The organism is Nocardiopsis sp. iso_238 (genome assembly GCF_056173325.1).
The window spans coordinates 2,873,185-2,893,754 of the sequence record NZ_CM149668.1; the positions used below are offsets into that span (position 1 = coordinate 2,873,185).

The 20,570-nt window shown below is 72.7% G+C and carries 19 protein-coding genes; 9 read left to right on the forward strand and 10 right to left on the reverse strand.

The window, feature by feature from the left end; all coding sequences use genetic code 11:
- Position 1: 1 nt before the first annotated feature.
- Both AC0VYL_RS12795 and AC0VYL_RS12800 read right to left on the reverse strand, forming a co-directional pair.
- Positions 2–835 (reverse strand): phosphotransferase enzyme family protein, encoded by an 834-nt coding sequence (locus AC0VYL_RS12795; protein ID WP_475483273.1) that lies wholly within the window; start codon positions 833–835, stop codon positions 2–4.
- Between the two features lie 10 nt (positions 836–845).
- Entirely contained in the window at positions 846–1,385 is a 540-nt protein-coding gene (locus tag AC0VYL_RS12800; RefSeq protein WP_475452641.1) for a MarR family winged helix-turn-helix transcriptional regulator, read from the reverse strand.
- Between the two features lie 207 nt (positions 1,386–1,592).
- On the opposite strand from AC0VYL_RS12800, the gene AC0VYL_RS12805 reads away from it, so the two are divergent.
- The 6 genes from AC0VYL_RS12805 (at position 1,593) to AC0VYL_RS12830 (ending at position 9,548) form a co-directional block, all read left to right on the forward strand.
- Positions 1,593–2,555, forward strand: a complete 963-nt coding sequence (locus AC0VYL_RS12805; RefSeq protein WP_475452643.1) for an MBL fold metallo-hydrolase — start codon at positions 1,593–1,595, stop codon at positions 2,553–2,555.
- Between the two features lie 58 nt (positions 2,556–2,613).
- A complete protein-coding gene (locus tag AC0VYL_RS12810) occupies positions 2,614–4,254 on the forward strand; it encodes an FAD-dependent monooxygenase (protein ID WP_475483274.1) in 1,641 nt (546 codons plus the stop codon).
- Positions 4,255–4,295: 41 nt separating this feature from the next.
- On the forward strand, positions 4,296–5,513 hold the full coding sequence (locus AC0VYL_RS12815) for a cupin domain-containing protein (RefSeq protein ID WP_475483275.1): 1,218 nt from the start codon (positions 4,296–4,298) through the stop codon (positions 5,511–5,513).
- Positions 5,510–6,352, forward strand: a complete 843-nt coding sequence (locus AC0VYL_RS12820; protein WP_475483276.1) for a hypothetical protein — start codon at positions 5,510–5,512, stop codon at positions 6,350–6,352. Before AC0VYL_RS12815 ends, AC0VYL_RS12820 begins: the two co-directional genes overlap by 4 nt.
- Positions 6,353–6,379: 27 nt before the next feature.
- The gene (fahA, locus tag AC0VYL_RS12825) at positions 6,380–7,594 is read left to right on the forward strand and encodes a fumarylacetoacetase (RefSeq protein ID WP_475483277.1); all 1,215 of its coding nucleotides are present in this window, start codon (positions 6,380–6,382) and stop codon (positions 7,592–7,594) included.
- Positions 7,595–8,003: 409 nt separating this feature from the next.
- The gene (locus AC0VYL_RS12830) at positions 8,004–9,548 is read left to right on the forward strand and encodes a trypsin-like serine protease (protein ID WP_475483278.1); all 1,545 of its coding nucleotides are present in this window, start codon (positions 8,004–8,006) and stop codon (positions 9,546–9,548) included.
- A 35-nt stretch (positions 9,549–9,583) separates the two neighbouring features.
- On the opposite strand, the gene madM is transcribed toward AC0VYL_RS12830, so the two are convergent.
- The 4 genes from madM to AC0VYL_RS12850 form a co-directional block, all read right to left on the reverse strand.
- Complete coding sequence (gene madM / locus AC0VYL_RS12835; protein WP_475452655.1) at positions 9,584–10,348, reverse strand: malonate transporter subunit MadM; 765 nt, start codon at positions 10,346–10,348, stop codon at positions 9,584–9,586.
- Position 10,349: 1 nt separating this feature from the next.
- The gene (gene madL / locus AC0VYL_RS12840) at positions 10,350–10,748 is read right to left on the reverse strand and encodes a malonate transporter subunit MadL (protein ID WP_475452657.1); all 399 of its coding nucleotides are present in this window, start codon (positions 10,746–10,748) and stop codon (positions 10,350–10,352) included.
- Between the two features lie 75 nt (positions 10,749–10,823).
- A complete protein-coding gene (locus tag AC0VYL_RS12845; RefSeq protein WP_475483279.1) occupies positions 10,824–12,344 on the reverse strand; it encodes a malonate--CoA ligase in 1,521 nt (506 codons plus the stop codon).
- A 41-nt stretch (positions 12,345–12,385) separates the two neighbouring features.
- Positions 12,386–13,738, reverse strand: a complete 1,353-nt coding sequence (locus tag AC0VYL_RS12850) for a malonyl-CoA decarboxylase domain-containing protein (RefSeq protein ID WP_475483280.1) — start codon at positions 13,736–13,738, stop codon at positions 12,386–12,388.
- 119 nt (positions 13,739–13,857) lie between these two features.
- Between AC0VYL_RS12850 and AC0VYL_RS12855 the strand changes: the two genes are divergently transcribed.
- Positions 13,858–14,535 (forward strand): GntR family transcriptional regulator, encoded by a 678-nt coding sequence (locus AC0VYL_RS12855; protein ID WP_475483281.1) that lies wholly within the window; start codon positions 13,858–13,860, stop codon positions 14,533–14,535.
- Positions 14,536–14,688: 153 nt separating this feature from the next.
- On the opposite strand, the gene AC0VYL_RS12860 is transcribed toward AC0VYL_RS12855, so the two are convergent.
- Positions 14,689–15,492: an alpha/beta fold hydrolase gene (locus AC0VYL_RS12860; protein ID WP_475483282.1), complete on the reverse strand. Its 804-nt coding sequence runs from the start codon at positions 15,490–15,492 to the stop codon at positions 14,689–14,691.
- Between the two features lie 193 nt (positions 15,493–15,685).
- Positions 15,686–16,510: an SDR family oxidoreductase gene (locus tag AC0VYL_RS12865; protein WP_475483283.1), complete on the reverse strand. Its 825-nt coding sequence runs from the start codon at positions 16,508–16,510 to the stop codon at positions 15,686–15,688.
- Between the two features lie 275 nt (positions 16,511–16,785).
- On the opposite strand from AC0VYL_RS12865, the gene AC0VYL_RS12870 reads away from it, so the two are divergent.
- On the forward strand, positions 16,786–17,442 hold the full coding sequence (locus AC0VYL_RS12870) for a DNA alkylation repair protein (protein ID WP_475483508.1): 657 nt from the start codon (positions 16,786–16,788) through the stop codon (positions 17,440–17,442).
- Between the two features lie 103 nt (positions 17,443–17,545).
- On the opposite strand, the gene AC0VYL_RS12875 is transcribed toward AC0VYL_RS12870, so the two are convergent.
- A complete protein-coding gene (locus AC0VYL_RS12875) occupies positions 17,546–18,091 on the reverse strand; it encodes a CGNR zinc finger domain-containing protein (RefSeq protein WP_475483284.1) in 546 nt (181 codons plus the stop codon).
- A gap of 124 nt (positions 18,092–18,215) precedes the next feature.
- On the opposite strand from AC0VYL_RS12875, the gene AC0VYL_RS12880 reads away from it, so the two are divergent.
- Positions 18,216–19,454: an MFS transporter gene (locus tag AC0VYL_RS12880; protein WP_475483285.1), complete on the forward strand. Its 1,239-nt coding sequence runs from the start codon at positions 18,216–18,218 to the stop codon at positions 19,452–19,454.
- A gap of 39 nt (positions 19,455–19,493) precedes the next feature.
- Here the strand turns inward: AC0VYL_RS12880 and AC0VYL_RS12885 are convergent, their stop codons facing one another.
- Complete coding sequence (locus tag AC0VYL_RS12885) at positions 19,494–20,564, reverse strand: Rv2578c family radical SAM protein (RefSeq protein WP_475483286.1); 1,071 nt, start codon at positions 20,562–20,564, stop codon at positions 19,494–19,496.
- Positions 20,565–20,570: the final 6 nt, after the last annotated feature.

Genomic DNA, 20,570 nt, shown 5'->3' on the forward strand with positions numbered 1-20,570 from the left:
TTCAAGGGCCATTTCGCTGGGATTGGACCCTTTCGGTCCGCAGACGATCCAGCCACGCGGTACCCACCCGGCGCCCGTCGGGGAACCGGTCGTCCCGGTCCCAGCGCCAGGCCGTGATCATCGCCAGCACGAGGAGCCGGCAGTCGCGCAGAAGGTCCGGGTCGGCGCCCGGGTAGTGCGCGGCGACCTCGTCGGGGGCGTGCGCGAGGTCGAACTCCACCGGCCCCCGGCAGCAGGTCTCCAGGTCGACGAAGAGTGGTCCCCGCGCGGTGGCGAGCAGGTTGCCGGGGTGCGGCTCACCGTGCAGGAGCTGGTCCGGGGCGCGGCCGACGATCCCTCGTTCGAGCTCGTCCAGTGTGTCCGCGAGCAGCGTCCGGTCCGGGGCGGTCAGTTCCGGGCTGCGGTCGGGGTCGGACACGAGCTGTCGGGCCTGGTCCACGCGGTCCGTGAAGTGCGGTGTGGGGTGGTCGACCGCGCGCATGCCGAGGTGCAGCCGGGCGAGCGCGTCGGCGTAGTCGGGCGCGGGGACCTCCGGTGGGCCCGCGTGGTGGGTCCACAGCGTGACCTCGAACCCGTCGTGTCGGTGGACGTCCGGGGCCACGCGGGGGTCGAGCGCGGCCACGGGGCTCGCGGTGGCGGAGAGCACGAGGGCGAGGTCGACCTCGAACCGCGCGACTCCGTGGCCCTCGGGAGCCACCCGGGCCAGGACGTCGCAGGGCAACAGGCGCAGGGTGAGCCGGTTCGAGCGGTGGAGGACGACCGCGTCGTCGGTCCTCAGACCGAGGGACGTGGCGACGGCGGTGGCCGAGGCCACGGCGCGTTGGAGCTCCCGCATCGGGCCCCTCTCAGTTGCGGAACTTGGCCTGGGCGTCGGTGGACCCGGCCATCAGTTTGTTGAGCAGCCGGACCAGCTCGTGGCGCTCCTCGGGTTCGAGCGCCTCGGCCCACGCGCTCTCCCGGCGGTTGTGGGCGCGGAAGACGCCCAGGATCGCCCCGTATCCGTCGTCGGTGAGGCTGAGCTGGAGGGCGCGGCGGTCGTGCGTGGCACGTTCGCGGCTCAGGAGGCCGTCGCGTTCGAGGGTGTTGAGCAGGGCGGACAGCGCGGCGCGACTCATACCGGAGATCTCGGCGGTGGTCTTGGCCTCCATGGGCCCCGCCAGCCACAGGGCGAAGAGCACGCGGAACCCCGGCCAGGTCCATCCCCGGGGGCGGTGGACGGAGGACTCCAGGTCGTAGACGACCATGCTCGTCGCCCGGTTGAGGGTCAGCACCATGCGCATGGCCTCGGAGTTGACCGAGGGAAGCTCGCGTTCGGCCTTGTGCACCGCGTAGTCCACGAACGACCAGAAGGTGAGCTCGTCGGGGGGTGCCGTGTCGTGAGTCACGCCGACCAGCCTAGTACGGGGCGGGTTCGGTCCCGTCGTCCGTGACAGGGGGAGCACGGTGGGTAGCCTGGGGGCGTGATCTGCATCACTGGAGTGGTGGTCGTGGGCCTCTTGGTCCTGTGGCGTGGAGCACGTTAGGGTCTGTTTCATCAAATGTTTGATCATTTGGGCGGCAGTCGCCCGCGACGAGTGAAGGGCCCTTCGACCATGGCAGCCAAGCCGTTCGCCTCATCCGCCGACACCGAGGCCAAGGAGCAGACCCTGGAGGTCCTGGCCGACGGCGTCTACGCCCTCACCGCCGAGGGGGACCCCAACGTGGGCGCCATCGAGGGCGAGGACTTCGTGGTGGCCTTCGAGGCACTGGCCACCCCCACCGCCGCCAGGGAGTGGCTCACCCAACTCCGCGAGCACACCGACAAGCCCATCCGCTACCTGGTGCTCTCGCACTACCACGCGGTCCGCGTCCTGGGCGCCAGCGCCTTCGACGCCACCGTCATCCTCACCCACGAACTGACCCACGAGCTCATCCGCGAGCGCGGCAAGGAGGACTGGGCCAGCGAGTTCGGCCGCATGCCCCGCCTGGCCAAGGACGCCGACTCCGTCCCCGGCCTGACCTGGCCCACCCAGACCTTCGCCGACCGCACCACCATCGACCTCGGCGGCGACCGGGGCGAACTGGTCCTGGAGTACTTCGGCCGGGGCCACACCGAGGGCGACATCGTCGCCTGGCTGCCCAAGCAGAAGATCCTCTTCGCCGGAGACCTCGTCGAGGCCCAGGCCGCCCTGTACACCGGCGACGCCTTCCACAGGGACTGGGCCGGGACCACCCTCGACCGGGTCAAGGCCCTCGGCGCCGAGATGCTCGTGGGCGGGCGCGGCGCCGTCAGCCGCGGCCGCGAGGAGGTCGACGCCGCCATCGAGCAGACCCGCACCTTCCTCGACGTGATGATCCGCGAGGTCGGCGCCGTCCACGAGCGCGGCGGCACCCTCAAGGAGGCCTTCACCGCCACCCACGCGGCCCTGGTCGACGACTACGGCCACTGGCCGATCTTCGAGCACTGCCTGCCCTTCGACGTCTCGCGCCTGTGGGACGAGTTCTCCGGCGTCGAGCGCCCCGTCATCTGGACCGCCGAGCGCGACCGCGAGGTCTGGGCCCAGCTCCAGGGCTGACCCCGAACCCCTCCCTCCCCACGCGCCCGTACGGGGCGCCCCACGAACGGAGCCCACCATGCGCCCCCCTGCGCCCCGCACCCCGGCCGACACCGGCACCGACCCCGTGCTGGTGCTCGGCGCGGGGCCGGTCGGACAGACCGCGGCCCTGCTGCTGGCCCGCCGTGGGGTCCCCGTACGGGTCGTCGACGCCCGCCCCGAGCGCGACGCCGTCGGTTCCAAGGCCATCTGCCAGCAACGCGACGTCCTCGACGTCTGGGACTGGCTCGGCGGCGGACGGATCATCGAGGAGGGCCTGACCTGGGACACGGCCCGTACCTTCTACCGTCGGCACGAGCTGTTCAGCGTGCGCCTGCCCGACCCCGGCGCCTCCTCCCTGCCCTCCTTCGTCAACATCTCCCAGTCCCGTACCGAGGAGGTCCTCGACGAGCTCCTGGCGGAGGCGGGGGTGGCGGTCAGCTGGGGCCACGAGGTCACCGGGATCGACCAGGACGCCGACGGGGTCACCGTCGAGTGCGCCACCCCGAGGGGGCCGGTACGCCTGCGCGGCACCCACGCCCTGTCCTGCCTGGGGGCCCACGGCGGTGTGGTCCGCCACGACCTGGGGCTGGACTTCTCCGGCACCAGCTTCGACGACCGCTTCCTCATCTGCGACATCCGCGCCGACCTCGGTGACTGGGCCCGCGAACGCCGCTTCTACTTCGACCCCGAGTGGAACCCCGGCCGCCAGGTCCTCATCCACCCGTGCCCCGGCTCGGTCTTCCGCATCGACTGGCAGGTGCCCTCCGACTTCGACCTGTCGGCCGAGGAGTCCAGCGGGCGCCTCGACGCCCGCATCCGGCAGATCATCGGGGACACCCCCTACGAGATCGTGTGGCACTCGGTCTACCGCTTCCACACCCGGGTCACCGACCGCATGCGCTCCGGACGCGTCCTGCTGGCCGGGGACAACGCCCACCTGGTCGCGCCCTTCGGCGCGCGCGGCCTCAACTCCGGGGTCCAGGACGCCGAGAACGCCGCCTGGAAGCTCGCCTACGTCCGCGACGGCTGGGCGGGGGAGGACCTCCTGGAGAGCTACCACACCGAACGCCACGCGGCCGCCCTGGAGAACGCCGACGTCACCAGTGCCACCATGCGCTTCCTCGTCCCCCAGGACGACGCCGAGCACGAGCGGCGCGTCAGCGTCCTCGAACGCGCGGTCACCGACCCCGGGGCCCACCCGAACGTGGACTCGGGGCGCCTCGCCGAACCCTTCTGGTACACCGACTCAGCGCTGACCACCGCGTGTCCCGAGCGCCCCTTCGGAGGCCGTCCGCCGCGCGGGCTGGCCCCCGCACCCTGCCCCGGCGTGATCCTGCCCGACGCCCCCGTGACCGTGCCCGGCCGCCCCGAACTCACCCGCCTGCGCCCCCTCCTGCGGGAGGGGCTCACACTGCTGCTCGGTGAGGGCGCGGCGCGCTCCGCCGTGCACGCCACCGCGACCGGCGCCACCCGGGCACCCGTCACCACGCTGCTCATCGACGAGATCGACACCACCGGAGCCCTGCGCCGCGCCCTGGAACCCCTGCCCGGACAGGTTTGGCTCGTGCGGCCCGACGCCCACGTCGCCGCCGTCGTCCCCGGTGACGACACCGACGCCGTGCGGGCTGCGGTCCGCACGGCCCTCGGACACCCGGCCACCGACACCGTCCCCGCGTAGACGCGGTTCCCCGACCACCCAACCAAGGAGGAAGACCGGACATGGCGTACTACCGCAAGGTCGGTGAGGTGCCCCGCACCCGCCACACCCAGCACCACAACCCGGACGGCGGGCTGTACTACGAGGAGCTGATGGGGGAGGAGGGCTTCTCCGCCGACTCCTCGCTGCTGTACCACCGGGCCATCCCCTCGGCGATCGTCGACGCCGCCGAGTGGGAGGTCCCCGACCAGTCCCTGCGCCGCAACGCCCCGATGGTGCCGCGCCACCTCAAACTCCACGACCTGTTCCAGGACGAGGAGTGGCGCACCGACGACGTCGTCGAGTCCCGCCGCCTCGTGCTGGGCAACGGTGACGTGCGCATCTCCTACGTCGTCGCCGGAGTCCCTTCGGAGCTGTACCGCAACGGCATCGGTGACGAGTGCGTGTACGTCGAGTCCGGCACCGCCCGGGTGGAGACGGTCTTCGGCCTGCTGGAGGTCGGCCGGGGCGACTACGTCATCCTGCCGCGCGCGACCACGCACCGCTGGGTGCCCACCGGCGACGAGCCGCTGCGCGCCTACGTGGTCGAGGCCAACAGCCACATCGCCCCGCCCCGGCGCTACCTGTCCCGCTACGGCCAGCTGCTCGAACACGCCCCGTACTGCGAGCGCGACCTGCGCGGCCCCGACGGGCCCCTGCTGGTCGAGGGCGAGAACGTGGACGTGCTCATCAAGCACCGGGGCGACGGCCCGGGCGGGATCTCCGGCACCCGCTACACCTACCCCACCCACCCCTTCGACGTGGTCGGCTGGGACGGCTGCCTCTACCCGTACGTGTTCAACGTCGACGACTTCCAGCCCATCACCGGCCGCGTCCACCAGCCGCCGCCCGTCCACCAGGTGTTCGAGGGCCACAACTTCGTCATCTGCAACTTCGTGCCGCGCAAGGTGGACTACCACCCGGGCGCCATCCCGGTGCCGTACTACCACTCCAACGTGGACTCCGACGAGGTCATGTTCTACTGCGGCGGCGACTACGAGGCCCGTAAGGGCTCCGGGATCGGTCAGGGCTCCATCTCCCTGCACCCCGGTGGCCACTCCCACGGCCCGCAGCCCGGCGCCTACGAGCGCAGCGTGGGCGCGGAGGCCTTCGACGAGCTCGCGGTCATGGTCGACACCTTCCGTCCGCTGGACCTGGGTGAGGGCGGCGCCGCCGTCGACGACGGCAGCTACGCCTGGACCTGGGCCAAGGGCCAGCGCGCACGGCGGGAGCAGGCATGAGCGACAACCGGAGCCTCTACCGGGCCCTGTTCGACGACGCCGCGCTGTTCCCGCCCGGCAACGCGCCCATGGGTGAGGCGATCCCCGCCCACCGGGCGCACCGGGACTCCCGCAGGGCGCCCTACGTGGGGCCGTTCCTGGTGGCGGACGCCCGCCTGGCCGAGCTGCGCACGGTGCTCTCCCGGGACGACGGCGACCACGCTCCGCTCGCGCTGGTGGTCACCGTCCCCGGTGGGGCCGACGGCGTCGCGGCTGCGGTCGACGCCGTACGCTCCGACCCGGCGCTGAACCTGGCCGGGGTCGAGGTGGCGTCCGCTCCCGGGCGGGCGGCCACCACCGCCGACGCGGTGGCCGGGGCACTGGGGCCCGGGACCGACGGCTACGTGGAGGTCGCCCGGGGCCCGGGCGCCGCCGACGACATCGCGGCCCTCGCCGGAACCGGTGCCCACGCCAAGTTCCGCACCGGGGGACTCACCCCCGAGGCCCACCCCGACGAGGTCGAACTCGCCGCCCTGCTGGGCGCCGCCGTCACCGCCGGGGTGCCCTTCAAGTGCACCGCCGGACTCCACCACGCGGTCCGCCACACCACCGTGGAGGGCTTCGAACAGCACGGCTTCCTCAACGTGCTGCTGGCCACCCACACCCTGCTCACCGGAGGGGGCGAAGCCGAGACCGCCAAGGTCCTCGCCGACCGGGACGGGCCCTCCCTGGCCGCACGCGCCGGACAGCTCACCCCCGACGAGGCCGCCCTGGTCCGGTCGCACTTCCGTTCCTTCGGCACGTGCAGCATCAGCGACCCCCTGGAGGACCTCGTCGTCCTCGGGGCGCTCCACGCCTGACCACACCCACTCGCAGAAAGCTCCTCCATGCCCGACAGCTGGCTCGACATCGCCCCGGACACGCAGTTCGGCCCGGCCACCCTGCCCTACGGCGTGTTCTCCACGGCGGACGACCCCACCACCCGCGTGGGTGTGGCCGTCGGCGGGCACGTCCTGGACCTCGGTGCCGCCGCCCGCGCCCTCGACGCCCCCTTCGCCGCCGCCGTCTCCGGGCCCGACCTGGACGCGCTCCTGGCCGCAGGGCGTCCCGTGTGGGACCAGGTCCGCGCCGCGCTCACCTCGTGGATCACCGACCCCGCCCACGAGACCGCGGTGCGCCCGCACCTGGTGGACCGCGCCTCGGTGACCCTGCACCTGCCGTTCACGGTCGGTGACTACGTGGACTTCTACGCCTCGGAGCACCACGCCACCAACGTGGGCCGCATCTTCCGACCGGGACAGGAGCCGCTCACCCCCAACTGGAAGCACCTGCCCATCGGCTACCACGGGCGTTCGGGCACCGTCGTGGTCTCGGGCACCGACGTCGTCCGCCCCACCGGCCAGCGCAAGCCCCCGACCGAGCCCTCCCCGGTGTTCGGGCCGTCGACGCGGTTGGACATCGAGGCCGAGGTGGGCTTCGTCGTGGGCGCGCCCAGCCCCATGGGTGGGCGCGTGGCGGTGGACGACTTCGCGGACCACGTGTTCGGGGTGTTCCTGCTCAACGACTGGTCCTCCCGCGACCTCCAGGCCTGGGAGTACGTGCCGCTCGGCCCGTTCCTCGGCAAGTCGTTCGCCACGTCGGTCTCCCCGTGGGTGGTGCCCGTCGCCGCGCTGGAGTCGGCCCGGGTCGAGCAGCCCGCCCAGGACCCCGAGCCCCTGCCCTATCTGAAGGGCTCCCAGCCCTGGGGGCTGGACCTGCGCCTGGAGGTGCGGCTCAACGGTCACCTGGTCTCCACGCCGCCCTTCTCGCAGATGTACTGGACCGCCGCGCAGCAGCTCGCGCACATGACCGTCAACGGCGCGTCCCTGCGGACCGGTGACGTCTACGCCTCCGGGACCGTGAGCGGCCCCGAGGCGGCCCAGCGCGGCAGCCTCCTGGAACTCACGTGGTTGGGGAAGGAGCCGCTGCGGCTGCCCGACGGCACCGAACGCGCCTTCCTGGAGGACGGCGACGAGGTCACCATCTCCGCCACCGCGCCCGGCCCGGACGGCACGAGGATCGACTTCGGTGAGGTCACCGGCCGTATCCTCCCGGCGAGGTAGCACGGCGCGGGACGAGGGGCGGCGGGTCCGAAGGGGCCCGCCGCCCCTTCTCCTCGTACCGGCCACCGTGCGGCCCACTTTTGTCCGCCTTCCCCGTTCCGGGTGGCCGCCCGGAACGGGGGGAACGGACCTCGGCGTCAGGACCGGGCCGCGCGCACCGAACAGTTCCACCTGCGCGGCCGAGTTCTCCGCCGGGCCGAGCACGAACGTGTCCAAGCCGTCCAGGACGAACCGTGGAGAACGGAGTGCGGGTGCGGACGATTCCGGAGACGCAGCCCACCGACCTCTTGCGCTACCACCTGGCCCAGGACGCGTTCGGGGCGGCGGCCGGAGGGCGCCCCGGCGGACGCCTCCGCTGCGGCGCGGCACCACACATTTACGCAACACGGGGCCGACTAGGTTCCGGCGCATGCGTAGACAACTCCTCCTGCTCGGTGCCGCGTGCGCGCTCACCGCACCCCTGTTCTCCGCGGTCCCGGCGCAGGCGATCGTGGGCGGTACCGAGTCCACCGGTGCCTACTCCTTCATGGGTTCGTTCCAGCCCTCCTACCCGGCGCCCCCGCGCGAGGACGGCCACGGCTGCGGCGTCCTGCTCCTGGCCCCCCAGTGGGTGCTGACCGCCAGCCACTGCGCCGGCAAGAACCCGACCAACGCGAAGGTGGGGGTCCCCGAGGGCTGGAAGGTCCGGATCGGGTCGCTGGACAGCACCTCCGGGGGCGAGGTGGCCGAGGTCGACCACTACTACCGGCTGGCGACCAACAACGACGAGGGCGGCTTCTGGGGCAGGGACCTCGCCCTGATGCACCTGGCGGACCCGGTCGAGGCCGAACCCGTGCGCATCGCCCGCAGCACCCCGGCGGAGGGCTCACCGGCCCGGCTCCTGGGATGGGGCATGACCTGCGACGACAGCGGCGATCCGGCGTGCTATCCCGAACGGTTGCACGAGGCCGACACTGTGGTCCAGCCGGTCTCCGCGTGCGGGTCCGCGGGCCCCACCGACGAGCTGTGCATCGGCAGCCGCGACGGCAGCGTCAACGCGGCCAACATGGACTCGGGTGGGCCCGCTCTGGTCCACGAGGACGGGGAGTGGGCCGTGGCTGGCGTGGTCAGCGGTCCGAGCGGGAACGACGCGCCGGTCTGGTTCACCGACGCCTCCCTGCACACCGAGTGGATCGAGGGCATCATCGACGGCACCGACGTGCCCGCCGACGACAAGATCCCGAACGTGGAGGGGGCGGCGCGCCTGGGCGGCTGCGCGGGCTCGGTGGTGCGGACCGCGTCCTCGGGCACGGAGGACCCCGCGCTCCTGCTGACCAACGGCCACTGCGTGCAGGAGGAGCGCCCCGCCCCGGGAAGCGCGCTGGTCGACCGCCCGGCCGACGGCGAGGTGCACGTCGGCGGCCCCCAGGGCTACCCCCGGGCCACCGCCGGTCTGGAGCGCCTGGTGTACGCGACGATGACCGGTACCGACGTGGCGCTCTACCGCCTGGACACGACCTACGGACAGCTGGAGTCGGAGGGGGCCAGGGTCCTCGACCTGGCCTCCGAGCCCGTGCGCGCGGGCGAACCGCTCACCATGCTCGTCCCCCACACCCGCCTGGAGTGCTCCGCCGAAGCCGTGGTCCCGCACCTGCGCGAGGGCGGCTACGAGCAGGACGACGCGATCCGCTATGCCTCGGACGAGGCCTGCGCTGTCCAGCCGGGCATGTCCGGTTCGGCGCTACTGGCCCCCGACGGCTCCACGGTGGTGGGGGTCCACAACACCCACAACCGGGACGGCGGGGAGTGCACCGACAACAACCCCTGTGAGGTGGACGGGGACGGCGACCTCACCTTCGAGCAGGGTCGCGCCTACGGCCAGCAGGTCCACATGATCACGAACTGCCTGACCGCCGGGTCCGAACTGGACCTGGCACAGCCGGACTGCACCCTCACCGGGGCCGCGCGCTCCTGAACCACCCGGCCGGATCAAGCGCACCCGCCCCCGCCTCACCCGCCGACGAGGGCCCTGAGTACCACGTACAGCAGCGACGGTCCGAGCAGGCAGCCCACGCCCGTGTAGAAGGTGGCGGTCATGGCGCCGTAGGGCACCAGGCGCTTGTCGGTGGCCGCCAGCCCGCCCGCGACACCGGAGGTGGTGCCCATCAGGCCGCCGTAGGCCATCGCGGTTTTGGGGTTGTTCAGTCCGATCAGCGGGGCGATCAGCGGTGTCCCCACCATCACCACCACGGACTTGACGAGCCCGGCGGCCACGGACAGCGCGATCACCTCCGAGCTCGCGCCCACCGCGGTCCCGGTCACCGGACCGACGATGTAGGTGGCCGCGCCGGCGCCGATGGTCGCCATCGACGCGGCGTCCGTGTAGCCGAAGGCGGCGGCGATCGCCGCCCCGACGGCGAACGAGACCAGCACGCCCAGCACGATCGACAGCACGCCGACCAGTCCGGCGCGTTTGATCTCCCGCAGGTCCACGCCGTAGGCGGTGGAGACGATCGCGAAGTCCCTCAGCATCGCGCCGCCCATGAGGCCCAGCCCGGAGAAGACCGCGATGTCGGCCAGTCCCTGCTCGCCGCCGGAGACCCATCCGCCCCAGTACGCCAGCGCCAGGCCGAGGATGATGGCGATGGCCGAGCCGTGCAGCCAGCCGCGGGTGAGCTTCTTGGACAGCCATCCGGAGACCGCCATCAGCCCGCCGACCACCACGAAGGCCACGAGCAGGTCATTGCTCTCGAAGACACCGATGATCCGGTCCATCTCAGACCTCCCGCCCTTCCTCGACCAGCGGCGGCAGCGGTTCCGCGGGTTCGCCGATCCGCGACAGGACGGGCACCAGGGCGGCCCCCGCCGCGAGCGCTCCCAGGCCCGCGGTGATCGCCATCGGGCCGCCCGCGATCGCCTTGACCACGTTCTGGGTGGAGGCCATGGCGATGACGACCGGGATGTACATCGCGCTCCAGAAGAGCACGCCCTGCTCGGTGGCCTCGGGGAGTTTCCCGTTCCTGCGCAGCCGGTCGGAGACGAGCACCAGCATGATCATGGCGAAGCCGACGCCGCCGATATTGGCGTCGACGCCGACCGCGGCACCGAGGAGTTCGCCCACGAGCGCGCCCGCGAGCAGGCACACCGCCAGGGCTGCCACTCCGTAGAGGACCATCGATTTCTCCTTGCTTCGGGGGGTGTCCGGCGGGAGCGCCGGGATTGCCGCTGGGGGTTCGGGAGCGACCGGCGGTCAGGCGTCCGCGCCGGTGAACAGGTCCGCGTAGCGCTCGCGCAGTTCGGCCTTCTGCACCTTCCCCATGACGTTGCGGGGCAGTGCCGCGACGACGCGCACCGCGCGCGGCCGCTTGAACCGGGCGAGGTCTCCGGCGATCGATTCCAGCAGCTCCCCGGCCTGGAGCTCCTGCCCCGGCCGGGGGACGACGACGGCCGCCACGGCCTCCCCCAGGTCCGGGTGGGGGACGCCGATCACGGCGGACTCCAGAACCCCCGGGTGCGCGTCGAGGAGCTCCTCGACCTCCTTGGGGTAGATGTTGTAGCCGCCGGAGATCACGAGGTCCTTGTCCCGGCCGACGATGCACAGGTGGCCGTCCTCGTCGACGCGGCCCAGGTCGCCGGTGACGAAGAAGCCGTCCGCGCGGAACTCGGTGGCGGTCCTCTCCGGCATCCGCCAGTAGCCGGAGAAGACGTTGGGGCCGCGGACCTCGATGATGCCGACCTCTCCGTCGGGGAGCTCCCGTCCGGTCTCCCGGTCCGCCACCCGGATCTCGACGCCGGGGAGCGGCCGCCCGACCGTGCCGGGCCTGCGCGGCCCCTCGTAGGGGTTGGTGGTGTTCATCCCGGTCTCGGTCATCCCGTAGCGCTCGAGGATGGCGTGGCCGGTGCGGGCCCGGAAGGCCTCGGCGTCGCTCGCGAGCAGCGGGGCCGAGCCGGAGACGAACAGCCGCATCGGGGCGCAGGCCTCCGGGGTCAGCCGGTCGCTCCTCAGCAGGCGGGTGTAGAAGGTGGGGACGCCCATGAGCACGGTGGCGCGGGGCAGCAGGTCGATGACCGCGTCGGCGTCGAACCCGGACAGGTAGTGCATGGAGGCGCCCGCCACCAGCGTCATGTTGACCGCGACGAAGAGCCCGTGGACGTGGAAGATCGGCAGGGCGTGGATCAGCCGGTCCTCGGAGGTGAACCGCCAGGCCCGGAGCAGCGCCTCGCAGTTGGAGGCGAGGTTGCCGTGGGTGAGCACGGCCCCCTTGGACCGCCCGGTGGTGCCGGAGGTGTACAGGATGGCCGCCGGGTCCCCGGCCGAGGCGTCGTGGTCCGCGTCGTGGCGGCCGTCCCCCTCCAGGAGGGTGCCGTCGCCGGAGGTGCCCAGGGTCTCGACGACGAGCCCCCCGGCTTCGCGACCGGTGTGCTCGCCCCGGCGGCCGGGTGAGCAGACGAGCACACGGGGCCGGGCGTCGCCGAGGAAGTACGTCATCTCCGCATCGGTGTAGGCGGTGTTGAGCGGGAGGAAGACCCCGCCGACGCGCAGGGTCGCCAGGTACAGCGCGACGGCCTCGGGGGACTTCTCCACCTGCATCGCGACCCGGTCGCCGGGGGTGACGCCGTCGGCGAGGAGGCGTGCGGCGATCCGCCGCACGGTCTCCTCGGTCTGCCCGTAGGTGATGCTCCCGCCGCCGGGCAGCTCGAACAGGGTCCGGTCCGGTCGCCGCCGCGCCTGCTCGGCGAAGGATCGGTGAATGGCCGTGAATGGCGCCATCGGTGGTGTTCCTCTTTCTCGTTCGGTGCGGTGGAGATGTCTCACGAGTCGGAGCCGGGGGCGTAGGGGAGCGCGTCCCGTAGGGGGCCGTCGAGCGCCACGGTGCGGCGGCGGACGAAGTCCTCGTGGCGGCGTTCGAGCTTCTCCGGCTCGTAGCGGTAGTTGACCATCGCTCCGTAGGACTGCCTCCAGGCCTGCGCCGAGGTGTTCGCCGGCCAGTTGAGCCTCCACGCGGCGGCCCCGTTGCCCAGGTGGAAGCGGGCGACCGGGTCGAGGGGCCGCCCGTCGTCGCGCGTCTCGGCGGCGATGTACCGGGCCAGGAGGGGCAGGAGCCGGGAGCGGATCCGCGCGGTGTCCGCGGGGTCAAGGTCGGTCGGGCCGTCCGCGGCGCCCAGGTCCCGGACGAGTTCCCGCAGGTCGGCCTCGCTCCCGGCCCGCTCGTCGAGCCAGCGCCGGAACCCCGGGATCGGTGAGAGCGTGACGAAGTGCGCCAGGTGCGGCAGTCGGTCGCGCACCTGCTCGATGACCTGCTTGATGAGGAGGCTGCCGAAGGAGATCCCGGTCAGGCCGTCCAGCGCGTTGTTGATCGAGTAGAGCGCCGCCGTGTCGGCCTCCCGGGGGTCCAGGGCGGGGCCGGGCTCCAGCAGGGGGGTGATGTCGCCCGGCGTCCCCCGCACCAGGGCGACCTCCACGAAGATCAGCGGCACGTCGCCGGTGGCCGGGTGGAAGAAGGCGTGGATGCGGCGGTCCGCGGGCTCCAGGCGGCGGCGGAGTTCGGCGCGGTCCGCCATCGGGTGGACCCTCTCGTAGCGCAGCAGGTGGTCGTGCAGACGCCGGGGCGAGTCCGGGGTGACCTCCGCCAGGCGGAGGAAACCGCGGTTGAACCAGGAGGCGAGCAGGTGGTGGAGGTCATGGTCCAGGGGCCGCAGCTCCGGATGGCGGCGCATCAGCCGGCGCAGGTCCGCGCGCATCCCGACCAGGGCGAGCGTGGCGTCGGGCGCGTGGTTCATCCGGCGGAACAGTTGCTGGCGCGTCGGCTCGACCGCGTCGAAGAGCCCGATCAGCTCCTCATCGCCCCCGGATCCGCTGTTCCTGGCCTCGTCCCAGCGGTGGAAGGCGGCGCGGACCCGGTCGGGGTCGACGCCGTGGTCCTTAATGACGTGGGTGAAGAAGGCCGTCCTGCCGGAGTCGTCGAGCTCGCCGTAGGCGGCCAGGGCCCGCGCCGCGACCGCGCGGACGGAGGCCTCGCCCACGTCGCCCATGAGGACCTCGCAGGCGGTGATCAGGCGGTCCAGGGCGGGCGGCCCCGACGTGTCGGCCGCCTGGGGGCCACCGCCGTGCCCCTCTTTCGCCGGTCGGACCGGACCGGTCTCGCGCGCTCCGTCGGGCCGCATCTCCGCTCCTTAAGTAACATACATCACTTGGGGTGATATATATAACAGGGAACGTAGGGTATGGAACAGGGGAGCGCAACCCCCGCAGCCGGTCGGCTAATCTGGGCGCGGAGGTGTCGATGGCTCGGGTTCCGGAATCCCAACGCGTACGGGACGCGCTGGAGAACGCCGTCGTCGAGGGCCGGTACCGGCCGGGTGAGCGCCTGGACCCGGGGCAGCTCGAACGCGAGTTCGGGTGCTCGCGCACACCGATCCGAGAGGCGCTCCAGGCCCTGGAGCGCTCCGGGCTGGTGCAGATCCGCCCCAAGCAGGGCACGTACGTCACCGAGCTCGGCGTCTCCGAACTGGCCGAGCGCTTCGAGGTCATGGCCGAGCTCGAGGGGATGGCGGCACGGCTCTCCGCACGCCGCATCGAGCGGGAGTCGATGGACCGGCTCGAGCACACCCTGCGCGCGTGCGAGCGGTACGCCACGGCGGGCGACGCCGACGGGTACTACTACGCCAACGCCGATTTCCACGGCGTCGTCTACGAGGCGTGCGGCAACGAATACCTGCGACAGCAGGCCCACGCGCTCAAACGGGCCCTCCAGCCGTACCGACGGCTCCAGCTCCGGGTGCCGGACCGCATGCGGCGCTCCCTGGCCGAGCACCGAGCGATCGCCGACGCCGTCGTCGCCGGGGACGCCGAGGCCGCGGAGAACGCCGCCCGCGACCACGTGCTCGTGCAGGTCAAGGAGTTCAGCCAGCTCGTACGGACCTGGCGGCACCTCACCGATGCGGCGCGCGGCGACCGGTGAGGGCCGGGCGGTCGGCCGCCCCGGACGCCGACACCGCTCGGCAGCACCCGCCGACGCCCACAGGCTTTCGCTCGGCGGCGGCCGAGCGCCGTGGCCTCCCCCCCACCCCGGCCAACCGGGCGATCACTGGAGGTCTGCGCGGGCCGCTCCGGGTCAGGCGGAAGGGACCGAGCGCAGGAAGTCCCGCACGGCCAGGGCGTGGCCCGACGGGTCGTCGCGGTGCACCCAGTGACCGCAGCCCGGCAGCACGCGCAGTCGTGTGCCGGGCCGTCGTTCGGCCATCTCCCCGGCCTGCCGCTCGGACAGCAGCGGGCTGAGCCCGCCGCGCAGGAGCAGGGCCGGATGGGCGGAGCCCAACCAGTCGGCCCAGAAGTTCCCGACGTTGCCGTGCTGCGCCGCCATCATGTCCCGGTGGTCGAACCGCATGCGCCACACCCCGTCCCGTTCGTGGGCGCTGTCCATGAAGTACCCGAGCGAGGGGACGCCCTCGCCTACGAGGAACGCGGCCAGAGCCTCCCGGCTCGGGAAGGTGGGGGGCCAGCCGGTGACGTCGAAGACCGGGGGATCGATCTCGGAGGAGTCGGTGACCGCTCCGGTGTCCTCGACGACCAGGGCGCGCACCAGCCCGGGACGGCGTGCCGCCAGCTGGTAGGCGTTCACCCCGCCGAGGGAGTGGCCGAGGACGAACGCCGGGCCGAGGTCGAGGTGCTCCAGGAACGCGGCCACGTCCCCGACGAAGGCGTCGCGGCCGAGGCCGCCGCCGTGTTCGGAGAGCCCGTGGCCGCGCTGGTCGAGGGCGATGAGCCGGAAGTCCGGGGCCAGGTGCGGTGCGAGACCGGCGAAGGAGACGGCGCGGCCGAACGTCCCGTGCAGGGCGACCAGCGGGACACCGCCCCCGCCGAAGTCGAGATAGCTGAAGGCGCGTCCGCGCAGCGTGACGGGGGTCTGGGCGAACATGGGGTCGACGGGTTCCTCGGGTCGGGAGCGCGGGCGGCGTCGTGGGAACGCACCCGGTGAGGGGCTCCGCGGCGGGGAGGGCGGGAACCGGTGGCGACCCGTGCACCCCACGGTACAAGGACCGTGCCGGGCGCCGTCCTCCGCCTCGGAAGCCTGCCCGCCGTCCACCGGCGGTCCGGAGTCCTCCGGCCCGTCAGCCGGGGGTCCCGCCGAGGGAGGAGGCGATCACACCGCCGTCCACCAGCAGGTCGGCGCCGGAGACGAACCCGGCGGACGGACCGAGCAGGAACTCCGCCGCGGCCGCGATGTCGGCGGGGGTGCCCACGCGACCGGCGTTGGAGGCCTCCACCATCGCCCGAATGCTCCGCCCGTGCTCGCCGTCCAGCTCACTGCGGCCCATGGGCGTGGAGACCAACCCGGGGCTGATGCTGTTGACCCGCGCCCCCCGGGTGCCCCAGACGACGCTGGCGCCCTGCACCCGCAGCCGGTTGGCGCGCTTGGCGAACCCGTAGGCGCGCCCGGAGTCGGGGAAGCGGTCCTGCGCGGTGACGGGAAGGGACAGCAGGTGGTCGGCCGGTGCGGAGGCCAGCTGGACGGCCTCCCGCGGTGACACCTCCACCGGACCGTAGGAGGCCATGCTGGAGATGACCAGGCCCGCTCCGCCCGGGGCGACGACCTCGGCGAACTCCTCCAGTACGAGGGCCACGCCGAGCAGGTCCACCGCCAGGATCACCGGCACGGGGGCCTGGACCGGGGAGACCCCGGCGGTGTGCACGACCTTGCGCACCGGGCCCGCCGCGGCGGCGGCGCGCGCCAGCCCGGCGACGGAGTCCCGGTCGGCGACGTCGACCGGACACCCCGTCACGTCGTACCCCTGGCCCGCCAGCCGGTCAGTGACCGCTGACAGGAGCTCCTCGTCGCGGTCGGCGAGCAGTAGGCGCGTCCCCGCCCCGATCCTCGTGGCGATCGCCTCGCCCATGCCGCCCGCTCCGATGACCACGGTCACGTCGTCGGCCATGCCGCCCTCCTCTTCCGCGCGCTGTGGACGGCGCCCACTGCGACACGGCGTTCGCCGGTTCTGTGACCACCTTCGTACCATCCACGTTTCGGGGCCCGGTTCGGGGCCCGTCCCCGCGCCCGGAGCGGGGTCCGTGGAACGCGCTCGCTCGCGCGCGTTCGATCCCCGGTCCTTGCTCGGGGAGGCGCCAGGAGTGGTCTGACCTGCGGCGTAGATTGGACGCGTCGAGTGGGGGAGGGGAGGCCGAAGTGGCCGAAACGACGGTGACCGACGTGATGACCGAGCTGGCCGGGCTGGAGGACGCCCGGGTCCGTGCGGTCAACGAGAGGCACGGCGACGACCACGGGGTGAACCTGGGCAAGCTGCGCGCCGTGGCCAAACGGCTCGGGAAGCAGCAGGACCTCGCGGTGGAGCTCTGGCGGACCGGGGACGGCGCGGCGCGGCTGCTGGCGATCCTCATCAGCCGACCGAAGCTGTTCGGCCGCGACCAGCTGGACACGATGCTCCGCGAGGCGCGCACCCCCAAGGTGCACGACTGGCTCGTGAACTACGTGGTCAAGAAGGGCCCGCACGCCGAGGGGCTGCGCCTGGCCTGGTTCGACGACCCGGATCCGGTGGTCGCGAGCGCGGGATGGGCCCTGACCACCGAACGGGTGGGGAAGCGACCCGAGGGCCTGGATCTGTCGGGGTTGCTGGACACCATCGAGGGGGAGATGGCCTCCGCCCCGGACCGCCTGCAGTGGGAGATGAACAACTGCCTGGCGCGGATCGGCATCGACCACGCGGAGTACCGGGAGCGGGCCGTGGGGATCGGGGAGCGTCTGGAGGTGCTCAGGGACTATCCGACCCCGCCGGGCTGCCTGACCCCGTACGCACCGGTGTGGATCGAGGAGATGGTGCGCCGCGCCGAGGGGGCGAACTCGGGGGCGTGACGCCTCGCGGTGGGCGATGTAAATCTACAACGTAAAGATGCCGGTCCGGTTCACGGCCAAACACCCACGACCAAGCAGAGGCACCGAACGAAGGAGCGCTCCGTCAGGCCTCTTCGCGCGCTCGGCGCTCCTTCTCGGAGTGGCGCCGCGACTTGGTCCGGTTCCCGCACACCCGCATCGAGCACCAGCGGCGGCTCTGGTTCCGGGACCCGTCCCAGAACACCCACAGGCAGGTGTGCTCGGCGCACCTCTTGAGCCGTGCCACGTCCCCGGTCGTCACCAGTCGCACCCAGTCCAGGGCCAGCGCGGCGCACGCCGCGCGCACCGGTCCGAGGTGCGGGTCCGGAACGAGTTCCCGTCGGCCGGGGGAGAGGCTGGCCAGGAGCGGCAGTTCGGCGAGGAGTGTGTCGGCCCGGGCGAGCGCGTGCGGATCCCCGTCGAGCCCGTCCAGCGCCGCGCGCAGCCCGGCGCGCAGGTCCAGGAACGCCCGGTGGTCGGCCTCGTCGGCGCGGGTTCCGCCGCCGACCAGCCCCTGATCGCGGAGCCAGTGCGTCAGCTCCTCGGGGGTGGACAGCTCGTCACGGCCGCTCTCCAGGTCGAAGGTGTTGGTGAACAGCTCGACGCGCTCAGCGGCGGGTGGTCGTTCCATGGCCCCTCCCGTGGGTAACTGGTGCGCCAAGGTTAGCGGTTGGTTACTTCCTTCTCCTCCAACCTCTCTGTCGCGGACGTTCATTCCAGGCTACTATCCACCAAACAGCTTAAGGTGGTTAGTTATGACGCGGCTCCTCACTGTGCGCCCCCGGACCGACGCGCGCAACACCGGCGTGCTGGTCGTCTTCACCGCGCTCACCAACCTCGCTGACGGTGTGCTCAAGGTGGCCCTGCCCCTGGTCGCCACCACCCTGACCACCTCGCCCGGGCTGATCGCGGCGGTCGCGACCGTGCTCACGCTGCCCTGGCTGCTCACCTCGCTGCACGTGGGCGTGCTGGTGGACCGCTTCGACCGGCGCGCGCTGCTGCTGGCGGCCAACCTCGTGCGGGTGGCCACGATGGTCGGAGCGGTCGCCGCCCTGCTCACGGGCGCTCTCTCGCTTCCCCTGCTCTACGCCGCCGCGGCGCTGATGGGGGTGGCCGAGGTCGTGGCGACCACCGCGTCGGTCGCCCTGGTCCCCTCGGCCGTGACGCCCCCCGGGCGCGAGCGGGCCAACGCGTGGATGGCCGGAGCCGAGACCGCGTGCGGGGAGTTCACCGGCCCCTTCGTCGGCGGAGTGCTGGTGGCGGTGGGCGCCGGGCTGGCCCTGGGGGTCACCGGAGCCGCGTACGTGGTCGGCATGCTGGTGCTGCTGTTCCTGGTGGGACGCTTCGCCCCGAACCCGGGGGGAGAGCGGCCGGTCGGCTCGGTGCACGGGCGCATCGGTGAGGGGCTGGCCCACCTGTGGCGGCAGCCCATGCTGCGCGGCATGGCCCTGCTGCTCACCGTGCTGTGCGCCTGCTGGGGCGCCTGGTTGGCCCTCATGCCTCTGGTGGCGACGGACCTGCTGGACCTGAGCGCCGCCGAGTACGGTGCTCTGATGAGCGCCCTCGGTGCCGGCGGCATCGTCGGCGCGCTCACCGTGGGCTGGGTGAACCGGCTGCTGGGGCGGCGCTGGGCGATGTTCGCGGACCTGCTGGGCACCGCCGCGATGATGGCCGCCCCCGTGCTGAGCTCGAACGTGTGGGTGGTGGGCGCGGCCGCGTTCCTCGGCGGCATGGGAGGGACCCTGTGGACCGTCAACACCCGCACCATCACCCAGCGGATGGTTCCCGGTGCGATGCTGGGCCGGTTCAGCTCCGTGTTCCGCCTGTTCGGCTGGGGTGCGATGCCGTTGGGCGCGGCGCTGGTGGGTGTGCTCGCGGAGGTGGTCGGGGTGCGGGTGGCCTTCGGGGTCTTCGCCGTGGCGGTCCTGCTGGCGGTCGTCCCCTTCCTGCGCGTGGTCACCCCCGCCGCCCTGGCCGCCGTGCCCCGTCACTGATACCGCGGTGGTTGCGGGGCGCCGCGGTCGCCCCCGCGTTCAGCCCTGGGCCACGGGCAGATCGATACGCAGCTGCTCGTCCTCCGCGGGCGTCTCGCGGCCCGCGTCCCGGGGCGACCCGGGTCTGTTCAGGCCGTACCTGGCCGCGATCTCACGCACCGCCGTGGTGACGATCCGCTGGTAGGAGTCGGAGGCGTAGGAACCCCGACCGTAGAGTTCGCGGTAGAGCGGCAGCAGGCGTGGATGCTCCCGTTCCAACCACGCCCGGTACCACTCCCGCGCGCCCGGGCGCAGGTGCAGGACGATCGGGGAGACGCGGGTGGCCCCGGCCTCCGCGATGGCGGCGACGGTCTCCTCGATCTGCTCGGCGGAGTCGGTCAGCCCCGGCAGGATCGGGGCCATGAGCACCGAGCACTCCAGTCCGCGCTCGCCCAGCGCGCGGACCACGCCCAGGCGGGCGCGGGGGCTCGGGGTTCCCGGTTCCACGGTGCGCCAGACACCGGTGTCCACGGAGCCGACCGAGACCGCCATCCCGACCCGGGTGACCCGTGCGGCCTGCTCCAGGAGGGGGAGGTCGCGCAGGACCAGGGTTCCCTTGGTGAGGATCGAGAAGGGGTTGGCGGTGTCGCGGAGCGCCGCGATGATCTCCGGCATCAGCCGGTAACGACCCTCGGCCCTCTGGTAGGGGTCGGTGTTGGTGCCCATCGCGATGTGCTCGCCGCGCCAGGAGGGCCGGGCCAGTTCGGCGCGCAGCCGTTCGGCGGCGTTGACCTTGACCAGGATGCGGGTGTCGAAGTCGCGGCCGCTGTCGAGGTCGAGGTACTCGTGGGTGCGCCTGGCGAAGCAGTACACGCACGCGTGCGAGCAGCCCCGGTAGGGGTTGATGGTCCACCGGAACATCGGGTCGTCGCCGGGCACGCGGTTGATGATGCTGCGGGCCTGGATCTCGATGGCGACCGCCTCACCGTCCTGGCCCGCCAGGACCGGCCCGGGTGCGGGCGCGCCCAGACCGGCCCGTCCGGTGCCGCGCGTGGGCGGCTGTGTGGCGGGCTCGAACAGTGACTGCTGCCCGGTGTCCTTGGTTCCCTCTCGGAGGTTCTCCCAGCGCATGAGGTC